A 23,381-nucleotide genomic window follows, 5' to 3' on the forward strand; every position below is an offset into this window, starting at 1 on the left:
ACCTTGAAATTGAGTAAACAGGCAGACTTTAGTGTGCTATTTTAGGGTATAACCTATTTTTATACATTTTATGTTACCGATATAAATGGATTATAATTTCTATTCAATATCTCGTCCGTATCTTGGCATATCCCCTAAATTCGATTTTGAGAAAGCTCCTTTCTTGTCCCTTTTCAGTTTCTATCTGCAAATCTGCGAAAAACAACGATTTCAAAGATTAGGGTTTCTTAAAGGTCTGTGACCGTTATTTATTACCTATCTATTTATTTAATACAGATATATAAGCAAATACAGAAAAGTTGTCTGTTTTTGACCTCTATGTGGTCAATGGGATATATAAATGGATTATGATTTCTATTCAACATCTCGTCCGGAGATAGTAACTAATTTCTTATACAGATATTTATTTCTTTTATAACTATAAATCTATAATTTCTTTTACCTATACAAATCTAAGGTGTCTTGGTATAAATCCAATTCTAGACATAAAAAGAGCCGATAGTTTTTAGCTATCGGCTCTTTTTATGTCTTAGCAAATCTGCTAACTATTCTTTATTAATCTTCAGGCACCCATAAGGTGCTTTCTAATTTAAATTCTCCATTTGAGTAAGAAAAATTCCAAGAAGAGAACTCCTCTATAGGAGTAAAAGGAATTAAGCCTCTTTGCGATCGGATTAAAAATCTATAATAAAATAATTTTTCTTCATTATTTGTGGGTAAGAAAAATACTTCCGGATTTTCACCTCGAATAACAAATGTAGAGTTCTCTAATTTAAAAAAACCTAAGTTTTGTGGGCTATTTAAAATTATAGATGGAAGCAAAGCTACTCTAATTGAATACTTTTGTAAAGTATCTTTTCTAATAGTTACTATATATATATATGATTCTCTTTTGTCTGAATTCAAATTTTTGTCCAGCACGAGTGTTTTAAGTTTATTAGCGAGTTCTCTATTTTCAAGTACCCATTCAGACATATTAATAGAATCCTTTATCACGTCCACCTTCGTAACAATTGTATCCTGAGCTGATAATCCGTCACTTATAAATATGAATATCAATGTTGCAATAATTTTTTTGAATAAGATATCTATTTTCATCATTTCATGTATTGGTTAAAATCTGTCATTACTGAATTTGCAGAATAAGGTACTTTAGTTTTTGTAGGTTTAACCCAAATGCTAAACTCAGGTATAGGATAAGATTTGTAATTTGCCCAATCAGTTTGATTGCGAGCAAGCCCAACATCTCCAGCAACAATTTCATACTCATCAGTTCCAGGTAGTCCGCTTGGATATGGTACATTTATAGGATGGCTATGAATATGCTCTCTTAATACTTGATCTTGTATATATCTATTATCATTTAGTAATCCTACACTTCCTTCTTCAAAGCGTTCATTAAAAGAGGTTGTCACATAATTTAATCGTTGATCTCCCTCATTGAATCTCATGAGCCCCCATTCTACATCTGTATTAGTCGCTGCAAATTTAAATAATTTAGTAGCATTTTCATCACCATTAATTTTATATACATTATATTCTGAATTATGAATTCCTTTACCCGTTTCATAAGAAAATATACCGGTTGACTGGCTTACAGTTCCATATTCAAATGAGATAGATTGTCCGTCTATTCTTGCCCCATCAGTATCTACCATAAAAAAAGCGTCATGCTGATCTGTAGTAATATGATTAACAATCATTCCTCTTTTATTTATTTCCCATTCATCCATTCCGTCTGGATCAATAAACCTTAGAGGGTTATTCAAACAATATGCATACGGAGAAGACCAATATTTCTTCTCTGATAATGGATCCATTGTCGGTAAATATGGCACTACCGGATCATATTGCCTTGCTGAATAATCGTACCAGTTTAGTCCATGCATCTGATCAAATTCTTTTCCGTTATACTTGTAAGCTTGCTTTTCCTGACCTGTTCCATCGGCAAATTGTAAACCGAACGGATAATACTCTGTGGATTGTACCACATTACCTTTTGTATCTGCTACTACACGGTTGTTTCCTAAATGATCCTGCACATAAAAGTAGTATTTTTTATCCTGGGTATCATAATAACCGCTGCCTAATAGTATCTTACTTAGAACACCATCTTCATAGATTTTGTTTGATACGTAATCGATAGTTTTAACTTGGGTCAGTTCATCTTCATTTAGGGTAGCTCCCCGTAGCGGGGCTTGTTGGCGTTCTATGGCTTCCAGATAGGTTACTTTGAGCTTACTTCCTGCGGCGGTATAAATATACTTGTTCCTGGCTTTGGTCGAGGTATTATTAAATTCTATCTCCAAAGGTTGATTCATCAGATTGTAGCTGACTGCCATACCTTTGGTGTGATCCTCTATCATGGCTCCGTTATTATTATAAGCATACATATCTCCGCTCTGATCATTGTAAGAGATGAATTGGGGATAGGAAGCATCCAGAATAGTAGCTCCAAACTGAGTGGTGCTAATTAATTGGTTACCTCTATGATCCATTGTCAGGTTATCAATTTCTCCATATTTGCTGGTTTCGGGGATATAACCTTTTCTACTAAGGGTTTTCATATTCCCATGTTTATCATAAGAATAACCGCTCGAATAATCCTCATTTGCTGCCCCTTTATAAACCGCTCCTGTCAGACGAGAGATTTTATCGTATTCAAAAGTATAAGACCTGTTTCTTGCATTTTGCTCCCAAGCCATTTTGTGGATATTACCTGAAAAGTCATAATCCAGTTTTTGCTTGAAATGATTATTGGTTATGGTTTCCGTCCACGAACGAATGTTGTATTTATAGGCAGTTTTCAGATTGGGGGCACTTGCAGGGGTGCTTGATTCGAGCTGACCAAATTTGTTGTATGTGTTTTCAGCCAAAACTATTTCAGTCAGATTATTCAACTTGTACCCGGTCTTTAAAAGTCTTCCTTTAAGGTCGTAGGCATAAGTGTACAGTTCGGTCTGGCTATCCTTTCCCTTGGCTGTATGCAGATGTTGTTGTCCGGTTACCTGGTTGATGTAATTGTAAGCGAACCACGTTTTGTCTTCTCCTTCGAGGTGATTGCTTGAAATGGTTTGTACCACCCGTCCCCTATTGTCATAGTAGGACACACTGTGCAGGAAAGTATCTGATCCATCCAGCAGGGTGACGGATGTCCCTGTCAGCAAACCTTTGGTTTCATAGCCTTTGTTGTCTCCTGTAAAGCGGACTCCATATCCGTCTTTGGGGGTAAATTGCCAGTTGGGGGTGTGTTTTCCCAGGAAATTGTAATTGTCATAGTAATTGACGGTTAATACCTTCACGGAAGTAAGGCTTGTTTTCTGTCCGTTAACAAGCAGGTTGTACCCTCTGTATGTACCATCGTCTTTGGCTTCTGCTTCTAGCAACAGGTTTTCATATTTCTCATTAGTGATATCGGTATCTTTACATATTCCAGTCAGAACGTTTCTGCCGAAGGCATCAGTGAGTGAGAATAACCACTCATTTTTATTGTCTCTTCTTTGCTCTCCATCTTGTGTAAATATAAGACGGTCGGCTTTGTCATATATGTAGCTGATGTATTTTGCTCCGGGAAGCTGTTTTTGCACACAACGTTTGCGTTTATCGTATTTGTACTGGTAGCCATACAGATCAAGATTCTCTGCGGAGAGGTTTCCTTTGGTTGCTATTTCCGAAGCAATAGGAGGAATGACAAAGGACAGGTTTCCTAAATCATCGTATACATAATAGGTATCGAATAACTCCGAGTTGGTATTTATCTGACGGGTAAGAAGTACTTGTCCCAATTTGTCTTTGAATTCATAAGAGATACTTCCTTCTTCATTAGTCATCTTGGTAACATAAAGCTGGGCATCGCTGTAATATCCTTTTTTAATCAGAGTGGTATTCATGCCTTGTCCGTCTACAGTAAACCAAATACACGAGAGTTCTCCCGATGTTCCTTTATTGGTCAGGTATTCGGTCTTAACCGACTTTTCATTCTCATACCATCTCTTGCCGGGGCCGTATTGTTCTGACACACGGTTAAGCGGTGATGCTTCGTATACAGGACGGCTGTAGGCAGAATCCTGATACAGGTTTTTAGAGTTTTCTTTGAGTATATCCAGAGGTATAAATGCGCCTCCATAGCTCGAAACTGTAGGCAACCAGACAGTACTTTGCCTTCCGCATGCATCATATTCCTGATGGATGACAAGGTCTTTGTTTAGATATCCTTCAAATCCGGGCTGGAAATTATTCTGATATTTATCGGGGCTCATTTCCCTTTGCACAATCTGCATGGGACGCCCCAAACCGTCGAAATACTGGATTTCATCAATGATACTGTCCAAGTCAAATCCTTGAGTAAAAGCTATTGAATTCGGGTAATGGGCCGTTTCTGATAAAGGTGTAATAGTCCGTATAGAAGGCATCCCATACGTGACATTAAAGCCGGTGATGGCTACACGTGGTGAGATAGCTGTCTGCGCATATACTCCTGTAATTGTATATATAAGTAAGCTTATACCAAAAAGTAATCGTTTCATAAGCTATTGTTTGTTATGTTTAATTCTTTATTTATTTTTAGAATATAGGATACTGACAGTTGTTTCTATCAGTATCGTATAATCTATTTGTTCTTTTGTATTGTTTTTTCCTGAAGTAATCAGGAAGCCTTTGTGATTTTACTGCTAATCATAGCTGCTTCCGCCTGTATCTCAGACCACTTCTTAACTACTTTCATAGCTTTTCTGTTAGCATAACGAAGGGCTACCCCACGTTCCAGTCCTTTAGGTAGTTCGGGAAGTGTGGATACCTGATCGTATGGTAACATCAATACCTGATCGTTAGCTGTATCGATGTACATCTTGTATCCTAGTTCCTGATCAGTCAAGGGCCTTCGGTGGCGTGCTTGGGTAAAGTGGTAACTATTGTTATTACTGATCAGCCCGCTGTTAGTTGAAAGATCACGGTCCGAGAGGGTTTCAATGCCTTTCCATGTACTGGTTTGAAGACTGGTTACCTGACCAAAGCCATAGATAGCTCCTCCATTGTAGGATTCTCTCATGCCCAGTGGGGTGAGTGTAAGTCCTGAGGTATTCTTATTTTTAAAGAGTCCTTGGGTCCAACCGAAGTTGAAGTCGGAAGGGGATGCAAACAAGAAGTCTTTGATATCGTTATACAGGTTATTCGATATACGGGGTGCTTGTCCGTACATTTGCCAGATGTCTTCTTTGGTGGGTAAGCCCCAGGTATGGTCGAAGGTGCCGGGTCCAGTGGGTACTCCCCAATAAATATTGCGGTACATCATGGCTGTTTCATAGAGGGTGGCCCAGGTTCCGTAGACTTGTTCGAATTCATCTAAGGGAATGGTTTTACCTGAGAGATAATCAGCTGAATATTTATCTACATCAGTCTGGGTTAGGTTCACCCAATTCATATTAACACTGCCATAGACTCCGTATTTAAGTCTGAGGTTTTCGGTTGTCCATATATATTCACTGGCTTCTATGGTTTTATAGGTCTTTGTTATTACATTGTTTAGCTCTACTTTCTTGGTATCATAGTTCCAGCCGGTCAGCCCATAGGAACCGTCTCCTTTGGCTCCGATATTGATTAAGACTGTACTTTCTTTGCCTTTGGTATATGGGTCGGCTGTAATTTCAGGTTCGGGTTCTTTTTCACAAGGGAGTAATGCTGGCGGTGCAGGGTAATTTGTCGGAGCCAATTTGGATTTAATCTCTGTGGCTTCGGCTTGTATGTCAGACCATTTTTTCAATACTTTCATATGTTCCCTGTTGGCATAACGAAGGGCGATTCCTCTTTCCAGTCCTTTTGCCAGTTCCGGTAATGAGGAGGCTTGGGTATAAGGTAACATCAGTATTTGATCATTAGCTGCATCGATGTACATTTTGTAACCAAGTTCCTGATCGGTAAGTGGTCTTCGGTGGCGTGCCTGTGTCAGGTGATAGCTGTACCCGTTACTGATTATTCCACTTTTGCCGGAAAGGTCTCTGTCGGATAGGGTTTCTATTCCAGCCCAAGTGGCTGTTTGCAGGCTGGCTACTTGCCCGAAACCGTAGATGGCTCCTCCTTGGTTGGATTCTCTCATACCCAGTGGGGTAAGTGTCAATCCGGAAATATTCCTGCGGTTAAACATGTTTTGTGTCCAACCAAATTTGTTGTCACAGGCGGATGCAAAGAGGAAGTCTTTGATGTCTTCGTATACGTTTCCGGTGGTGCGTGGTGCTTGTCCGTATAGTTGCCAGATGTCTTCTTTGGTAGGTAGTCCCCAGGTATGGTCGAAAGTACCATCACTGTTGGGTACTCCCCAGTAGATATTGCGGTACATCATGGCTACATCGTAAAGTGTTACCCAGGTTCCGAATACTTGCTCAAATTCTTCGAGGGGTATTTTCTGTCCGTTCAGGTATTCATTGGCATATTTATCTACATCGACTTGGGTAAGGTTTACCCAGTTCATATTGATACTGCCATAGGTACCGTATTTGAGTCTTAGATTTTCTGTAGTCCATATATATTCACCGGCTTCTATGGTTTTATAGGTTTTGGTGATGACATTATTCAGTTCTACTTTTTGGGTGTCGTAGTTCCAGCCGGTCAGCCCGTAGGAGCCGTCTCCTTTGGCGCCGATATTGATTAAAACGGAACTGGCCTTGCCTTTTTTATAGGGGTCTGGGGTGAGATTCTCTGGATCGATGGGTTCGGGTTTGGGTTCTGTCTGTTCTCCACCTTTGAGATGAGTATCATAACCGGGCATTTCGTATCTGTAACCTTTGATGACTTTATCCCTGCCGTCTTCGGTTAGATATACATGAGAAAGTCTGCCGACCCCGTTATATTCGTATTTGGTTACTTGCCCTCGTGAATCGGTAACTGTTTTTATACCGATTAACGGAGAATAAGTATAGGAGGTTACTTGTGCCTGAGGTAACTCTTCACGTAGCCCGTTGACTGCGTCCATCTTAGGCTCAGGAGCCGATGACAGGCTTTCGGGAGTAACTCCTAAAGCTGATTTCACCTGTTCATAGGTTACATTCTGAATCTCTGCTATCGGATATTGGCCATTATACCCCCACAAATAAACAACCTTTGAATTATCGCTTTGTGTTAAATAAATAAGATTACCATATGAATCATGTTGGTACCTGTTTATTTTCGGGATACATCTTTGATCTATTGATAAAGTATATGGATCTGTAAAGGCAAACGATTTGTAATCGACTATTAGTCTGTCAGACTCCAATTCATAAAGTATCGCAGGTACAATTTGATTGTAGTTAGTAATCTGATAGGTTTGTATTCCAGCAGATAGAGTAAGCTCATTTTTCATAACCGATTTTTCGATTAAATAATTAAGCATATTCTTATCTTGCATAATCTTATATACTTTGAGAGGAGAATTATCAGGGATAGCATCCAATGGTCGAAAATCAGTCAGGTATTTATAGTTAGTTTCTAGTTTTCTACTTTGGCTATCCCAAGTTAAAACCGATTTTACTAACTTCAAATTATTATAATCATAAAGCTGTTTAACAGAAGATGATTGTTTACCTTCTTCAAAAAGAACCTCTTCTGATGATTCCAGTAAATACGAATAAATATACTTCTTATATGAACCTCCGAAAGCATAACGTTGTGATTGAGTATCGCTTAGGTAAGCGAGAGGGCATGTGCGAATGTCAATAGCCCTTATGTAATCTTCTAAAGGGGAAGACGGATACCTGGAGGATACGTACTTATACTTATAGTAGTTACCTGTCACCTTGTTGTTATTCTTATCAAAGGCTTCTTTTAAAGTCAATTTTCCTCTTTCTCTTTCTTTGGAAGAATAAGGACATCCCGGGATATCGGGTATCTGTTGTTGTAATTTATTATTTAGAAAGTTAATGGGAGGTGTATCAGTATGAGATATTCCCCAGATATCAGTATCAAAATTTGTAAAAGTAGATCTTGTATATCCCTGCGTTTCTCCTTTTTCATTTTCCTGGCACTCTATCACTTCTGAATATCCAATCATAGAACCCAGACTGTTACTCCATCCAATATTGGTTGATTCTGAATTGAAGTATTGAATCCTATCTGCATAGCCAACACCGTTTAAATCGTAAAAATCAATCAAATGATAGTACGAAGGGGTGAATGACAGTATTCCGGAAGGACTGCCTGTTTTTGTTTTAGGATCAAAATTATGAACATAATAATAACCGGTAGCATTTGCAAATTTATCCTTTGCTGTATAGTTTGATATTCGCTTTATTCTGGCTCCGCCTGAATACATTGGATTCAGATCAACGGATTGTCTTCCAATGTTTACTGAACCTTTTACGTAATTAGGCTCGTACTCAAATTTTGTATACCCATCGGTTGGATATGTGATTTGTTCCAATATTTCAGCAAATAAATACTTTCCTGTTATATCAGGTTTTCTTTTTTTATAAAATGAGTCTGCTCTGCTTTTCAACTCTGCATCGGCCTCATGGGTTCTTGCATAGAAGTTATACTCAAAAAGATATGAGAAATCTTCCCCATTATTAAACCCCAGAAAATCATAGTAGCCGGATAGATAATCAGGCATCAATGATTTATTATATTGGAATGTATATGTCTCTAGGAAAGAAGACTCTATTTTAAGTAGCTTTAAACGTTCTTGCTCTGAGTCGGTATAAATAAATTTGTAATGTTTAGCAAAATCTCCTGCTTTTATATCTATAGAGGCCAATTGATTCCACTGAATATCGGAGTAGGAATTTATATATACTAATTTCGGGTCCTTTGAAAGATTGAATGCCATATTTTCTTTCCAGCCCTGCTCCTTCTGACAAAACAAAGTAGGATATTTTAATTCAACTGATTTTTCATAATTGAAGTTAATCAATTCCCCATATATATTACTTTTAATTGCTTTTAGGGAAACTGGCATTATCAATTGAAAATTGGCCATACCAATGCTTCCCGGAGCTATAAAATTATCTTGTATCTGAAATTGCAAATTAGTTTCAAGGATCGGATCTAATAATGTATATTCAAATTCAACAGAGTTTCCTTTGGTTGAAATAACTTCAGATAGATGCCAGGTTGTAGCAACCGGTAGACTAAATACTGTAGGACTATTTCCGGCAGTCTGATCGATATAGTTTGATAGGCTATAATTTATAGCATTTATTCCTCCAAATATAAATATTGTACCGTCAGGAGCTGTTAATTTAAATTTATGATAGGTAGTCGTTTTGTTAAAATCAGAAGTATGTTTTGATATTTGGGATCTTGTTTTGTCATAGGTTATCAACTCATATTCTATTTTAAATTCTGTATCTGAATCAACTACCCACTTTCCTGTATGGTCAAGATAAAATGAACCTGAATATCCTAGAAAATTAAAAGAATATTCATCTGAAGAAGTGTCAACAGTTTCATAACCGAACCTGCTTTTCAAATACCCATCAACGATCATTCTATTTTCTCCGGACCAAGCTTCTTTTAGTGCCGAGTTTTTGACGGTAATATCTTTCGATTTATAGAAGTCCAGCCAATTGTCACTCAAAGATTTAAAATTCGAATCTAAGAATCCATAAAAAGGTGTTTCATCACAATTTCCTTTCTGTATACGAGTAATATTTCCTCCGCAGAACAAATTCCATCCTAAACCGACGATACCAGGATGTACATTTGGTTTGACATTATGAATATGGTATTTCAACGATATAGGAATAACTATATCTGATAGTTTTAGTTTATAGAGGGGAACTGTGATATCAGGAGTACCTGTGAATAATGTTGCAGGGACAGCTCCATAAGTTCCAAGCGTTCCAACATCATTACTTAAATAATTTGATATACCAGGATCCCAAGCCGGAAACATTTTTTCAGGGTCCTTATTTAGGCTGGGTGTCTGTGCCCACATATTACCGGCCATCAATAGCAGCAAAGTAACTAGAGTTATAATTCGTTTCATTATGTGTATTTACTTTTTAATAATTTTATCCGAAACCGCTTGATGGTTAGCCTCAATTCTAAGAATATAAGTCCCTTTAGCAAGTGTACTGAAATCCATATACTCGGTATGTAAACCTTTATCTTTTTTTCCTACAGTTATATTCCTAAGCTGTTTACCATCCATAGCATACAGGCTTATAGTGACTGTTGTAGCATTCTCCAGATAATACTCAATAGTCAACTGAGATTCTACCGGATTGGGATAAAAATTATACGAGAAGTTTCCGGCTATCTCTGTATCGGATGATCCGGTTTCTGGCTGAAGGGGATGTTTTATATTCCATAAACTATCCAGAACAGCCAAGTTCTCTTTATCGTCATCCAGATACAGATGTTCCCCAGGAGGGAAAAAGAAAGACGTCTTAAAAGCTTTGGCTTGAAGGGAATCTTCCTGATGGTAGGTTTTAATTGATTCAAAAACAGGATAGCGGTATCCTTTGGCATACCATTTATAAGTTTCCGATACAATATTGAAGTTTTGTGGTTTCTTGGATTTTACTACTTCATGTATAATTTGAACGGTTTTTGTGCGTATAATATGCTCTAGGGTATCTCCTGAAGGCAGGATAATCATACCGAAGGCATCTGCTGTTATGTTTAGGCTTCCTTGGGATTCAAAAGGAATACGTTTAGAGTATAAGCCTTGTGATTTATACTGCGAAGTGTATGATTGCCCGTAATCTGTCGGATAAACGGATGCAATCATCGGTGTTGTATAATGTAATAATGTCGTTGGATTCTCATGGCCTAAAATTTCCAGCTTATTTTCATTCTGTTTGAAATAATACATGGTATTGTGTTCAATTGCCAGAACTAAACTAGAAGGGTCTACCTCTTTTACTTTAAAAAGGTCCTTGCCCATTTTATAGGTAGAATCATTTAACAAATAAGGCTTCTTGTAAACCAGCCTGTACCCATCATTGATAGACTTTAGTTTACTAAAATCCCAGATCACGTTTTCGCCTTCTCTGCCGGGGTCTTTGTAATCAACTTGTTGCTTGATGATTTCATCTCCAGGGCGAATACCGTTGTAACGGAGAGTAATTTGCCCGCATACCAAAGCATGGGCAGATAGCATCAGAATAATGCTAATGATTAATTTCATATAAATATAATATTAATTAGTTGTTTGTTTATTTGTTCAAGGGTAAATCACCTGAGCTTGTTTGTTTTTTATCTAATTTTTAACACTGTAGGTTCAATATTCAATTAATATAAGTTAACAAAGGTGTTTTTATTAATGATAATGAAATGATTTATTTTTTATTTAACTGAATTTATTTTAATTATTAGAAATAAAAAAGGAATATGTGATTTTCAAGCAGGGTAATAATGAAATAGGCTTTCTGCCAGTCATTAAATTATAACCTGATCTGAATAAAAGGAGAGTAAAAATCCTTTCGAATTTTTACTCTGTTTTGGGTATAGATAAAAAATGGTATTTTTGTTCGGCTTATTTACATCTTAAAAAAGCATCTGACATCTTTTGTATGGATGCAGATGTTTTTTATATGAATGATACTTACCTTATTCACGTACCGGACTAACGATTCTCCATAAATGAAAACGCTACTTATGATTAGATGTTAAGTGCCGTCTTAACAGTTTGAATATGCTACTCAACGCCCTTTAAATTAGAGAAAATGAGAAACTATCAGCAAAAAAAGAAGGAGTTATCCAAGCAGGTATTTGAGATTCTGGAAGCTAGCGGCTATCTGTTGATGGAAGAGGAAAGAAGGTACATGCAAACGGGGGAATACCGGACAACCCTTGCTACCAATTTCAATACAATAACCCAGGCCAGAGAGGTTCTCAGGGCTTTTCCCAGAATGGGTAATATCAGTGTGAATTATGATGATTTTACAATTTTAAAGAATCGTGTTCTATTCACGGTTAAACCCAGGCCGATAGATAAAAACATCGAACTACCGGATACTGAACCCGAAGCTCCTCCGGAATAATTCGAATGCAGAAGTATGTTCCGGGAATAAGCCAAGCCAAAGGGTGGATTTTGAATATAGATCATAGTGTATTTATGATCCAGTATATTAAGTTTTTTATTTTACTCATAATTAGTTCAAGAAACCTATAGTTTTTTTGAACCTCCTTTTACTAACAAAGTGGAGCAGGAACATTACTAACTTTCATTCATATCTTTTAGATCGACAAATAAAAAACGAGCTGGAACATAAGATTGTCCGGCTCGTTTTTCGGTATATTATTTATCAATAATTACAGTTTATAGAAACAGAAGTGTGTGCCTGAGTCTTCATCTTCATTTAGCTTAACATAGAAACCGTCTTTTAATATCCAGCATTTTTTCCTGTAAGTGTAATATTTTGCAAATATCCGTAAGAAAATGATAAACAGGGTTTCGTCCTTCGTATCGTAAAAGTGGATGGATGCGGAAACACATATATATTCTTTATTCATAATAAAGGTCAGGGAGGCATTTTGGTTATCGAAACTGACTTCCATATAATCTAAACTGCTACCTTTTTCTGTGTATTGGATAAGGCACAGGGGGCAGTCCTTGTATTTCTCTTTGACTGCTAAATATGCCAAACTGAGGGTTGAACAGGCGTGTTCGACCAGATGTCTGAAATTATTGTTTTTTTGATTCATAAACGTCCGCTTTTTAGCCTGCTATGGGTAGCAAGCCGTTGTGATTATTCATTTTTTAGCTTCTTGCTCGTCTGTGTGCTTTGGCTCATATACCCATAATGGGGTGTCGGGTACATAAAATCACAGTACGGAGTTTATTATCACAAATATAAGGGTTATTTTTTAGTATTATATTGCTTTTTGTGCTTTTTGAATACTTTTGAAAATTATAGGGTTTAGGCAAAGGGTTCTTTGCCGATTATTAACTATTTTTGTTCGTATCAAAATTCTTTCTTATGAAGAAATCTATATTGCATCTGCCAAAACGTAAACAGGAGGATTTGTATTTTCTTGTGCGTGAGATTACGAAGCGTTTGCCTCAGACTGAATTTATTATCTTATACGGTAGTTATGCCACAGGCAAGTATGTGGTGTATGACGAGCGTGTGGAGTTCGGTATTCCCACTTCGTTTATGTCGGATTATGATATATTGGTGGTAACAAGTGGTATTTCGGATAAGAAGGTGGGAAACTTACTGGATAATATTGATGATTTGTATTATAAAGACCCTGAATCGCAAACGCCTGTGCAGTTTATTAATGATGATATTAAGACATTGAACAGACAATTGGAGGAGGGAAGGTATTTTTATACGCAGCTAAAACAGGAAGGTATTGTTTTGTATGATAGTGGAAAGTACAAACTAGCACGAAGACGTAAACTTAATTTTAAGGAGATACAACAACAGGCTCAAGAGTATTTTAATGATAAGTTTGATAATGCAAATGGATTTTTGAAACATGCTCAATATGCATATAAAGATCTAGATTACAGGAAAGGATCATTTTTTCTTCATCAAGCCTGTGAAAATTACTACTATTCCATTCGTTTAGCTTTTACATTGAGGAGCAATAAACAACATAATCTCTCAAAACTTTCAGCATCGGTTAAACGGCATTCAGAAGAATTAGCTAAGGTGTTTCCACGTAATACGCCGGAGGAAAAGAGGCTATTTACTCTTTTAAAGGATGCTTATGTGGAGGCTCGCTATAATCCTAAGTTCTTGGTGACAAAAGAGGATATTGATGCTCTGCTACCTAAAGTGGAGTTACTGAGGGATATTACTAAGTTAATCTGTGAAAAGAAGATTAAGGAGTATGGACAACAAACATCTTAGAAGATGGCAAAATTTCACACGGGATAAGGTAAAGATAAACCTTAGACCATGGCCATCATATCTGCATTAAAATAAAGAATAAACAAAGAAACAACCATTGATAATATGAGTTCGGATTTAGGCTTTTTCTCCAATATATAATAGAACCCTTTTATATTAATTTTAGCCGTAAAATAGATGTTTATCTGATATCTCTCTTCTATTTTGGTTACTTATAGTTACATTCATTTTATCTAGAATACTTCTCATTAAACAACAATAGCCTTTCCATTCTCCACCTTTATATACCCTTTGTCTACAGCCGTTCTTATACCTCTATACATAGCGGCTTCAACATTAGTTCCACTTCTGGCAAAGCCGAAGTTTTGTCCGGCTATTTTACTCAAGTCTTTAGTCGGCAGACTTATCTGTTCCTCAAGAATATGCCTGACCATATTGGCAACTTCTTCGGATGGCAAATCAACAGCATCTCTGTTCGAATCGGGTCTGTAAGTAGAGAAAGAATTACATTGTTCTCTATCAAACCAGAAAAATGATAAATCTTCGCAATTTGTTCTATAGTAAGGCAACGATTTAAATATCTGCTCGAAATGAGCATCCAGCCTTTGTCCCAAACGGGATATTCCCCATGCAGATAGTATTCTTTTACAAAGTAATGATTTACTTATAGGGGATTCAAAGTCTACAACTTCTTTTATTTGGCTTTTTATCAAAGGAATATTTTCATCAAACAAAAAAGAATCGGAAGATAGATTCACTGGATTTAATATGGCTGATAAATATTCCCTGCTATTACTGCTTACAGAAGTTATATGCACTTGGTCAATACTTGCAGGTGCACTTTGTAAAGGTACTTCCTGTTGCATATCAGATATGGGATTCGTATATATTTCTTCGAATACAGGTAGTTCTGGTAAATCTGAAATTACGGAATTATCTTCCTTCTTCAATTCTGCATCCTTTATCGCCTTGATAATTTCCTCTAAAAGCCTTTCGCTGTTTTCCCACCAATCCATGGTCCATACCCGGTAAATATGCCAGCCTAAAAGTTGAAGAACACTATTCTGAACAATCTCCCTGTCACGAGTCGTTTTGGTTTCTTTATAACTTTCGCCATCACAAATAATACCGAGTAAATACTTTAAAGGATTAGTTGGATCAACTATCCCAATACTAACCTTATAACCGGAACATCCGATATTGGTATGTATAATATATCCTTGGTTTTGAAGTTTTGAAGCTATAATATCTTCTATCGTTGTCAGACTTTTGTGTGTATTGGTCTGAGAATCCAGTACAATCCTTTCACCTTTTTCTGCATATTCAAGAAATCGTTTAAGTCCTCCTACCCCAACCGAAGACGTTCGGTTGAGATCTATCTGATCTGATCGAAGAGTCGAATAAATAATCATCTCATACCTCGCCCTTGATACTGCAACATTCAATCTCCGTTCTCCTCCGACTCTGTTCAATGGTCCGAAATTCATACTGACATTGCCATTTGCATCAGGACCATATCCTATGGAGAACAGAATGACATCACGTTCATCTCCCTGTACATTTTCCAGATTTTTTATGAACAAGGGTTCTTTGCATTCCATTGCATAGTTTTCAAGATCAGGCCTGAATGTGAATAAATCAGACAATAACTCCTCAATTAGTATCTGTTGCATAGAACTAAAAGTAACAACACCTATACTTCTTTTCCTTAACCCCGGATGCGATAAGCGTTTTTCGATTTCATTCACTACAGCTTGGGCTTCTGCCTTATTCTGACGAGTTTTCCCCTTGTCGTAAAATCCTTTGACCGGAACATATTTAACTTTCGAATCAATATTATCAGGAGACGGAAATGTAAGTAATTTATTGTCGTAATATTCCGAATTACTAAAAGCAATCAGGCTTTCGTGCTTACTCCTGTAATGCCATAATAAGTGTTTGGATGGTATCGACAAAGCCAGACAATCATCCAGAATGCTTTCGAGGTCTTCTATTTCAATGTTATCTTCATCGATAGTATTCGCTGCAAAGAAACTGGTCGGCGGCATTTGTTTCGGGTCTCCCACAATTATTACATTCTTTCCGCGGGCAATAGCGCCTATAGCCTCATAAGTAGGCATCTGTGATGCTTCATCAAATATAATTAGATCGAACTTTTCGGCTTCCGGGTCTATGTATTGGGCAACGGAAATCGGGCTCATCAACATACACGGGCACATCCGGGATAACAATGTCGGGATTTGATCGAATAACCTCCGCAGTGACATAGCACGCCCATTGTTCCGTATATTCTTTTGCAGAATACCTACTTCCGAATTCTGAGCCGCCTCCTTTGTGAATAATGGTATATTCGAAGCCAAACGGGCATACACTTCCCTTTTAGTCAAGTCTTCGAAGTCTGTCATCATCCGCTTGTATTTCTGAATCGTTTCATTAAACAATTGACCTTTAAATAGCTCCATATTAGGATTCTCTGACAAAATACAAGCAATACAAGCATGATAGAAACTTTTATTGAATGTGTTGATAAAAGTATCAGTTGGCAAATTTTTTGATTTATATTCTTCTGCGACAAATCCAATACCCAGTTTCTCCAATCTGTCGCATACAGTTGTCCATTGATACCAATCTCTGAGTTTATTCATATTAGCCAACCACAAGTTGATCCGGGATTCTGCCTCATTAGACCATTCAAGAGAATTTCCATATAAAAAGGCACGATTAATACCCAAAGTCAATAATAAAATATCGTCTGATACAGATAATCGATCAAGCGATTTTTCTAAATAAGTAACCGCATTGCCATGCATATTTTTGAATGGGCCTATCCCTTCGGTAAGCTGTTTTGCCAGAGATTCTTTAATGATAGAAGACTCTCCTATATCTTGAGTATATTCTAATATCAATTTATTCAGTTCGGAAGTGCCCTCTAAAATCTGTTCTATCATATTCCAATCTTCCGAATTGGGTTTTCCGAATTTCCCGAATAAGAGAAATAAATCTGAATTGTGCCGTCCGATATATTCACATTCTTCTCTGTACGAAATTAATTGTGTTAATAAATTTCGGACTTCTTCGTCCTCTATGCTATTGTCCAAAGAATATACCTTCAGTTGTTTCTTTATACGTTTCTGATCGAGATGTTTACTTACCAGCCATTTATCAGAACTCTGATTCCATTCCATCAGAAGCTGTTTAGCATTCAGAGAAAGAACATCATCCATGTACTTAGATCGTATGTCATCTATGATTTTGTTACGTTTTCTTTCGTGAGTAATGATTTCCCGATATTCTTCCAAAACCTCCGATAAGCGTGGACGAGTCAATAATCCGGGTGTTAGCTCAGGGATAATCAACACCTTATTAAGTATCGACAGTAAAGACTTTATCCGTGCTTTATCTCCGTGCTTTTCTTTTATACCGAATAGCTGATATATGACATTCATATCAGCATTAAAGTTTGCTAATACAGAAAGATGATTTTTTAATATATTTTCTATTTCTTCTTTCTTTTGAGCCGAATAATTAGATATTTTTATGCCATCCAATGGATGCTGATAAGGATGTCCACAAGTATTTGCAACATTTACCAATATTTCTATAGCATCCTGCCATTCTTGAATTTTGCTTCCGGACAGACCATTCAACGCTGAGATCGAAAACTTAAATTCAGAGCCATTTTCTATAGACAGATAACGTACAATCGAATCATATAATGATAATCCGAAAGATGACTTCTTATGTAAGGTATTGACATATGTATTCAATTCTGTCCGAAGTTGAAATAAGCGATCAGCCTCATTCTTGAAATTCTCGGGCGAATTCAATCTTACGATTTCTGAAGTGTTTTTCAATTGAGCCAATACCGCCGATTTCTTACTCTTATTCGAATGCAGTTCCAAACAGAAAGGTGCTAGTCCGATAGCTTCCAAACGACTTTGAACAACAGATAGTGCAGCCATCTTTTCAGCGACAAATAAGACGCGTTTTCCCTTGTAAAGGGCATTGGCTATGATATTTGTTATGGTCTGAGATTTCCCTGTACCGGGAGGGCCATGCAATATATAGCTTTTATCGTTAACCGCTTCAAAAACAGCCTCCAGTTGAGATGAGTCAGCACTAATGGGTAGTACAATTTCGGAAGGTTGCAAAGTTTTCTCCAATACGGTGGCATCAGTCATTTGTGTATCTATATTCCATTCGATCTTGCCACTGATCAGGCTTGATACTATTTCATTTTTTGTAAGCTTATCCGAATTGTTATGTATATCATTCCACATAATAAATTTATTGAATGAAAATATACCTAAAACGGCTTGCTCCTCAAGATCCCATCGTTTTTCGTTTTTTATACTGTTTCGGATTATCGTATATATAAGGTTCACATCTACTCCACTATGGTCCGTAGGTAAAGAATCTAAGCTAGAAATGGATATCCCAAAATTTTGCCGAAGCATTTCAAGAAGAGTGATATTCATCATTGTGTCTTCTTCCCGTGTACGAATTATATAACCTTTTGATACCGACTTTCTGATTATTTCGACTGGTAACAGTAATATAGGAGCATATCTCGGCTGTACACTATTCGGAGTTTCAAACCACTTTAATAAGCCCAAAGCCAGATACAAAGTATTTGCTCCATTTTCTTCAATGGATAGGCGAGACGATTTATAGAGATGATACAAAGCCTTGTTTAATTCAACCTCACTTAGATAAGAACGAAGTCTTTTTTGTTTCAACTCGGATCTTACTAAAGCAATGACAGGATCGGTAGCTTCGAGCTTATTTTGTATTTTTGAATCATACAACGGATGATCCCAATCGGTAGGTCTTGATATTATCTGAAATTCTTCGCCTTCGGCCAGTGCATCTTCAAATTTATCCAGATCTACAGATATTAATTGAAGGGTAGCCCTCGTCATTCTGATATTCAACAAATTGTTCCGCAAGCTAAGATCCAATAGCTTACGTTCCCACAAAAGTTGTTTGGTTACCTCAATTTCTTTGTTAATCGTTGACAAATCATAACGATTCAGCTTTTCAGGTGTCCCCTGATTTGATTCGGTGGTAGCAGGAGTATTCTCTTTCACTTCCCAATGAGCCCCATTGAGTATTCTCTGGGGGAGAGGTCTGATACCGGCATAACGTGATCGTTGGACGTCCAATGCAAGAACAAAATCTGAGGTTTGAGACAGTTTATTATTAGCGATTTTTACGGCTGAACTGAAATCGACCTGATGTCCTGTACATATACAAGTCGATTCTATCAAAGCTATTTCATTGATCCCGTTCGCAATTCTTTTATTAAGCAAAGAAGCGTCATCAACGATACTGTCAGGAAATGTTTCGGCAACGAGCCATGCCCCGGTAAATGCATGCCCCTGAGTAATTATAATAAAAGGATGTAATCCTATCTCTTCCAAGCAGGCCGCATATAGTAAAGATATATCAAGACAGTTGCCCATCTTTTGAGAAAGGATATTATCTAACAGACGTACACGTTGTCCATAGGCTTCAAAGCTGGCCGGAGCCGTGCTATAGGTAATATTCAACTCACTTATAGCCGCATAAACAGCTGCCATCTGCTTCCACGGACGATCCAGGTTCGAACTTTGATAAGAATCTAAAGAGGGATCACCTGTCCAGTGGCCTAAAATAAAGGAGGTGCGTTGAATAATAGGACCTAAGGCTGGATGGTTGGGAGTAATGAAAGCAGATAACATTTCCGGTAGAATACTGACACCGCCCCATTGATCAAATGTCAGGATATCGATTGGATATATTTGCTTAAATAGAATAATGCCATTGCTCCTTACTTCTATTTTTATATTCCCACTACACCTTTCGGTCAATTGTGCAAAATAGTTAGGAGAAAGGCTTAATTTTAAAGAATTGATCCGAACAGTTTCTCCTACGGGTATTACTTCTATAATATGAGACGAAGATAACGCAAAATCTGGTTCGAAAGAGACTACAACCTTTACTTTTTCGAGAATATCGTCAGATGTATTTTCTATTGTAAATTGCCTGATCAGGGATACTCTATTTTGTTGCAGAGCATAATTTATAACTGGCAGATAAATAAATTCTACTTTTACCGGATTCTCTTTTTCTTCCATCTTGACTTTATGTTGTGTAGCTAATAATGTACAATATTATAAAAATAGACAAAAAAGTCGATGTATAATGAATTTTTATTTTTTTATACACCTGTAGTGCATGTTCAAGCTTAGTTTTGTATATTTGGAAATATTAAGTCGCTCTTTGTATTTTTATGCTGAATAAAGTGAAATGAAGAACTTCGCTCGTTTCTTAATCGTTACCTATGGATAAAATATTTATCGCAACTTGCTCATTCATAGCGATAAATATGAAATTCTATGTCTTGCAATGTGAAAAGTTAGATTCTTATTAATTTTTGCCATATCTGCAATTTCCTTCAAATAAGCATTTACTTTCTGATTCGATGGAACAGGGATAACATATCCTGTATCTTTATAATGCTGACCTGAGCTATATTTTATAATAATCTTTTCAGCTTCAGGCAAAATAGGAATCTTTGACATTACGTTTGTCTTCTCTCGATTTGCATATATCCATTGCTCTCCATCCACGCCTTTAATAATATGCCCTTTGGTCAATCCTTTGATATCAATATAAGATAATCCCGTATAGCAAGCTAAGACAAAAGCATCCCTGACTATATCTAACCGCTCAATTGATATCTTCTTTCTTTTTATTTTGAGAATTTCCTCTTCTGTCAAGAAGTCTCTTTCTACTGGTTGTACTTTACAGGCAAAGTTTCTGAAAGGATCTTTATCCAGCCAATCATTCTTTAAAGCTAGATTAACAATAGCCTTTAAATTTTTGAGATACTTCATTGAGGTATTGTGATTACAATCACGAGTCCGCTTAAAATAGGTCTCAAATTCGGAGATAAACTCATAATTCAGGTCAGTAATAAGAATATCACTTTTCTTATATTTCTTCTTTAAAAAAGCTTCTATATGCCTTTTTGTTGTTTGATAGCGTGTAAGGGTTGCATCAGCGTATCCGTTATCTATTAAATTTGATATTTTCGATATGTATTTATCACAAAGCCACAACAGAGTCTTATCGCTTGTGTTTTTACCTTTCATTAAATCCGAAACTTTTAGAGCAGTAACAGATTCATTTCTATCATACAAATAGCGGTAATATTCCTTAGCCTTTGCTGTATAAGAATCTAATAAATCATTTAGGTTTTTACTTTTGTTAGAAGCTCCAACAGCTCTTCCGTTTAGCCATTTTTCTTCTTCTATCTTTTCTTTAATTGAAAACTCAGCACGTTTTCCGTCAATAGTAATTCTCATAAAAATAGGAACTTCATTGCCTTCGTTAATACGTTCTTTTCTTGTAAAAAAGGCTACACTCATTGTTTTCATGTGTAAATCAGTTTAAATTAATACTAAATAGTTTATTGTGATTTATTTCAATAAAAATCAAAGATTTGACTTTATTAAATCTACAAACTTGTATTTAGCAATCAAAAAATCTGATATTTATAAGCCACATCTCAACAAAAAGGAGATACAGAGAATAAGATTGAATTGGACTAAAGAACATTGAAATTTGGAGGTGTACATCAAATATCAGCACTAAATCAGTCAAAAGTAATCCATTCGTTATGAAACTTAAAAATTCATAATTATTTGATAACTAAATAAATAAAGGTGTGTTCGGTGTCATTTTTTCAAAATGAAAATGTACACCGAATAGTACACCTGAAATATGAATTTAAACGGATTATTTTAGATTGTACACCTAAAAGAAAAACCGCATAAATCATTGATTTATACGGAATTGAACTCTTTTTAATTGTTGAAAAGTGGAGCTGGAGGGGACGAGTTTCTTTATGAATGATAGTTTCTTATGAGTCAAGGTATTTGAATAGGCCACGAATAATAATCAAAGTTTTCAATATTAAGTTGAATTTTGTTCTAGATATAAGCCCAGTTACCACATAGGGATTAAAAAACGGACAACCTATCTATCAGCATGTAATAAATATGCCTCTTCTTCCCTTATTAATCCCGGAATAAATTCTTTAGCGTTTTGAAAGCATTACTCACAAGTTCCATTATGAGTAAAGTTTCCGGATCTGACTTGTCATAAACTATAGTAGGGCCTGACAGGGCTTTTACTACTTTATCCATAATCCGATCCTGATGATGTTCGGCAAGGTTTAAATATAATGGGTTAAGGCTTATTTGGTCATACATTAAATTTGAGACCAAGGGATCTATGCCCAGAGAACCATCTTGATCTGCTATACTCATAGTTGGATTGTTGGTGTTCTCTTTGTATTGAGCGATAAACAAATCTCTGAATGCATCACATAAACAAGATCGTGCCATAAAATCCATTGTGACCATGCTGGGGGGAGTAAATTTGAAATTAATTACATATTCAATAAAGAACTCACTTAATGGTAACTGATCTAAAAATTCATTTAAGGATTCTAATACTTGTTTGCTATACGGAGGTTTTATTTGATTGTAAATTTCAGAAATTTCACTCTATCCAGAATTGCACTGCTTAGATCCAAATCTATAACCGGCCATGTCTTGCCTATGGCATCTTTTAAGATTATCTTCTTTAGCTGCGGCAATGTGTATGTAAGGAAATCTCCCATGTGTCCAGTAAGTTATTAGTTTAAACAGACTTTTTCAAGTCTAAATATACAAAACTTGACTTAAATTTCATCTATGAATCCAAATCTCATAAAATCAATATAATGCAGCGATGTTTGCCGTTTTAGCACTGATATGGTCACTGGATCTTATTCTGATAATAATGGTTCAGCAAATATAGACTATGATCTATATTCAAAATTCACCCTTTCCCTTGGCTTATCCCCGGTATATACTTCTTCATTCTAATTATTCCAAAAGAGCTTCGGGTTCAGTATCCGGTATTTCGATGTTTTTATCTATCGGTCTGGGTTTAACGGTAAATAGAACACGATTCTTTAAGATTGTAAAATCATCATAATTCACACTGATATTACCCATTCTGGGAAAAGCCCTGAGAACCTCTCTGGCCTGGGTTATTGTATTAAAATTGGTAGCCAGGGTTGTCCGGTATTCCCCCGTTTGCATGTATCTTCTTTCTTCTTCCAGTAACAGATACCCTCTAGATTCCAGAATCTCAAATACCTGCTTTGATAACTCCTTCTTTTTTTGCTGATAGTTTCTCATTTTTTCTAATTTAAAGGGCGTTGAGTAGCATATTCAAACAGTTAAGACGGCACTTAATATATAATCATGAGTAGCGTTTTTCATTTATGGAGAATCGTTAGTCCGGTACGTGAATAAAGTAAGTATCATTCATATAAAAAACATCTGCATCCATACAAAAGATGTCAGATGCTTTTTTTAGATGTAAATAAGCCGAACAAAAATACCATTTTTTATCTATACCCAAAACAGAGTAACAATTCGAAAGGATTTTTAATCTCCTTTTATTAAGATCAGGTTATAATTTAATGACTATCAGGAAGCCTATTTCATTATTATCCGACTAAAAAGTCACTTATTTCTTTTTTATTTCTAATAATTAAAA

General features: G+C 36.4%; 12 protein-coding genes. 2 read left to right on the forward strand and 10 right to left on the reverse strand.

What is annotated here, in order from left to right; all coding sequences use genetic code 11:
• Window positions 1–555: 555 nt before the first annotated feature.
• From G7051_RS00415 to G7051_RS00430, 4 genes are all read right to left on the reverse strand, one after another.
• A complete protein-coding gene (locus G7051_RS00415) occupies window positions 556–1,101 on the reverse strand; it encodes a hypothetical protein (protein WP_166197638.1) in 546 nt (181 codons plus the stop codon).
• Window positions 1,098–4,526, reverse strand: a complete 3,429-nt coding sequence (locus tag G7051_RS00420) for a DUF6443 domain-containing protein (RefSeq protein ID WP_166197640.1) — start codon at window positions 4,524–4,526, stop codon at window positions 1,098–1,100. The genes G7051_RS00415 and G7051_RS00420 overlap by 4 nt, the downstream gene beginning before the upstream one ends.
• Window positions 4,527–4,645: 119 nt before the next feature.
• Window positions 4,646–9,955, reverse strand: a complete 5,310-nt coding sequence (locus tag G7051_RS00425) for a hypothetical protein (protein WP_166197642.1) — start codon at window positions 9,953–9,955, stop codon at window positions 4,646–4,648.
• A gap of 9 nt (window positions 9,956–9,964) precedes the next feature.
• Complete coding sequence (locus tag G7051_RS00430; protein WP_166197644.1) at window positions 9,965–11,101, reverse strand: T9SS type A sorting domain-containing protein; 1,137 nt, start codon at window positions 11,099–11,101, stop codon at window positions 9,965–9,967.
• A gap of 538 nt (window positions 11,102–11,639) precedes the next feature.
• On the opposite strand from G7051_RS00430, the gene G7051_RS00435 reads away from it, so the two are divergent.
• Complete coding sequence (locus G7051_RS00435; RefSeq protein WP_166197646.1) at window positions 11,640–11,957, forward strand: hypothetical protein; 318 nt, start codon at window positions 11,640–11,642, stop codon at window positions 11,955–11,957.
• A 271-nt stretch (window positions 11,958–12,228) separates the two neighbouring features.
• Here the strand turns inward: G7051_RS00435 and G7051_RS00440 are convergent, their stop codons facing one another.
• Complete coding sequence (locus tag G7051_RS00440; protein WP_166197648.1) at window positions 12,229–12,621, reverse strand: hypothetical protein; 393 nt, start codon at window positions 12,619–12,621, stop codon at window positions 12,229–12,231.
• Between the two features lie 275 nt (window positions 12,622–12,896).
• On the opposite strand from G7051_RS00440, the gene G7051_RS00445 reads away from it, so the two are divergent.
• Window positions 12,897–13,778, forward strand: coding sequence for a HEPN domain-containing protein (locus G7051_RS00445; RefSeq protein ID WP_166197650.1), 882 nt, complete (start codon window positions 12,897–12,899; stop codon window positions 13,776–13,778).
• A gap of 248 nt (window positions 13,779–14,026) precedes the next feature.
• Here G7051_RS00445 and G7051_RS00450 read toward each other — a convergent pair whose 3' ends face one another.
• The 5 genes from G7051_RS00450 to G7051_RS00470 all read right to left on the reverse strand — a co-directional run bounded on the left by G7051_RS00450 (window position 14,027) and on the right by G7051_RS00470 (window position 23,017).
• Window positions 14,027–19,897, reverse strand: coding sequence for a DUF3320 domain-containing protein (locus tag G7051_RS00450; RefSeq protein ID WP_166197652.1), 5,871 nt, complete (start codon window positions 19,895–19,897; stop codon window positions 14,027–14,029).
• Between the two features lie 237 nt (window positions 19,898–20,134).
• Window positions 20,135–21,202: a site-specific integrase gene (locus G7051_RS00455; protein ID WP_166197654.1), complete on the reverse strand. Its 1,068-nt coding sequence runs from the start codon at window positions 21,200–21,202 to the stop codon at window positions 20,135–20,137.
• Between the two features lie 642 nt (window positions 21,203–21,844).
• Complete coding sequence (locus G7051_RS00460) at window positions 21,845–22,174, reverse strand: hypothetical protein (protein ID WP_166197655.1); 330 nt, start codon at window positions 22,172–22,174, stop codon at window positions 21,845–21,847.
• Between the two features lie 131 nt (window positions 22,175–22,305).
• A complete protein-coding gene (locus G7051_RS00465) occupies window positions 22,306–22,452 on the reverse strand; it encodes a hypothetical protein (RefSeq protein WP_166197657.1) in 147 nt (48 codons plus the stop codon).
• Window positions 22,453–22,699: 247 nt separating this feature from the next.
• A complete protein-coding gene (locus G7051_RS00470) occupies window positions 22,700–23,017 on the reverse strand; it encodes a hypothetical protein (RefSeq protein WP_166197659.1) in 318 nt (105 codons plus the stop codon).
• Window positions 23,018–23,381: the final 364 nt, after the last annotated feature.

This window comes from Dysgonomonas sp. HDW5B (assembly GCF_011299335.1).
Lineage (GTDB): Bacteria > Bacteroidota > Bacteroidia > Bacteroidales > Dysgonomonadaceae > Dysgonomonas_A.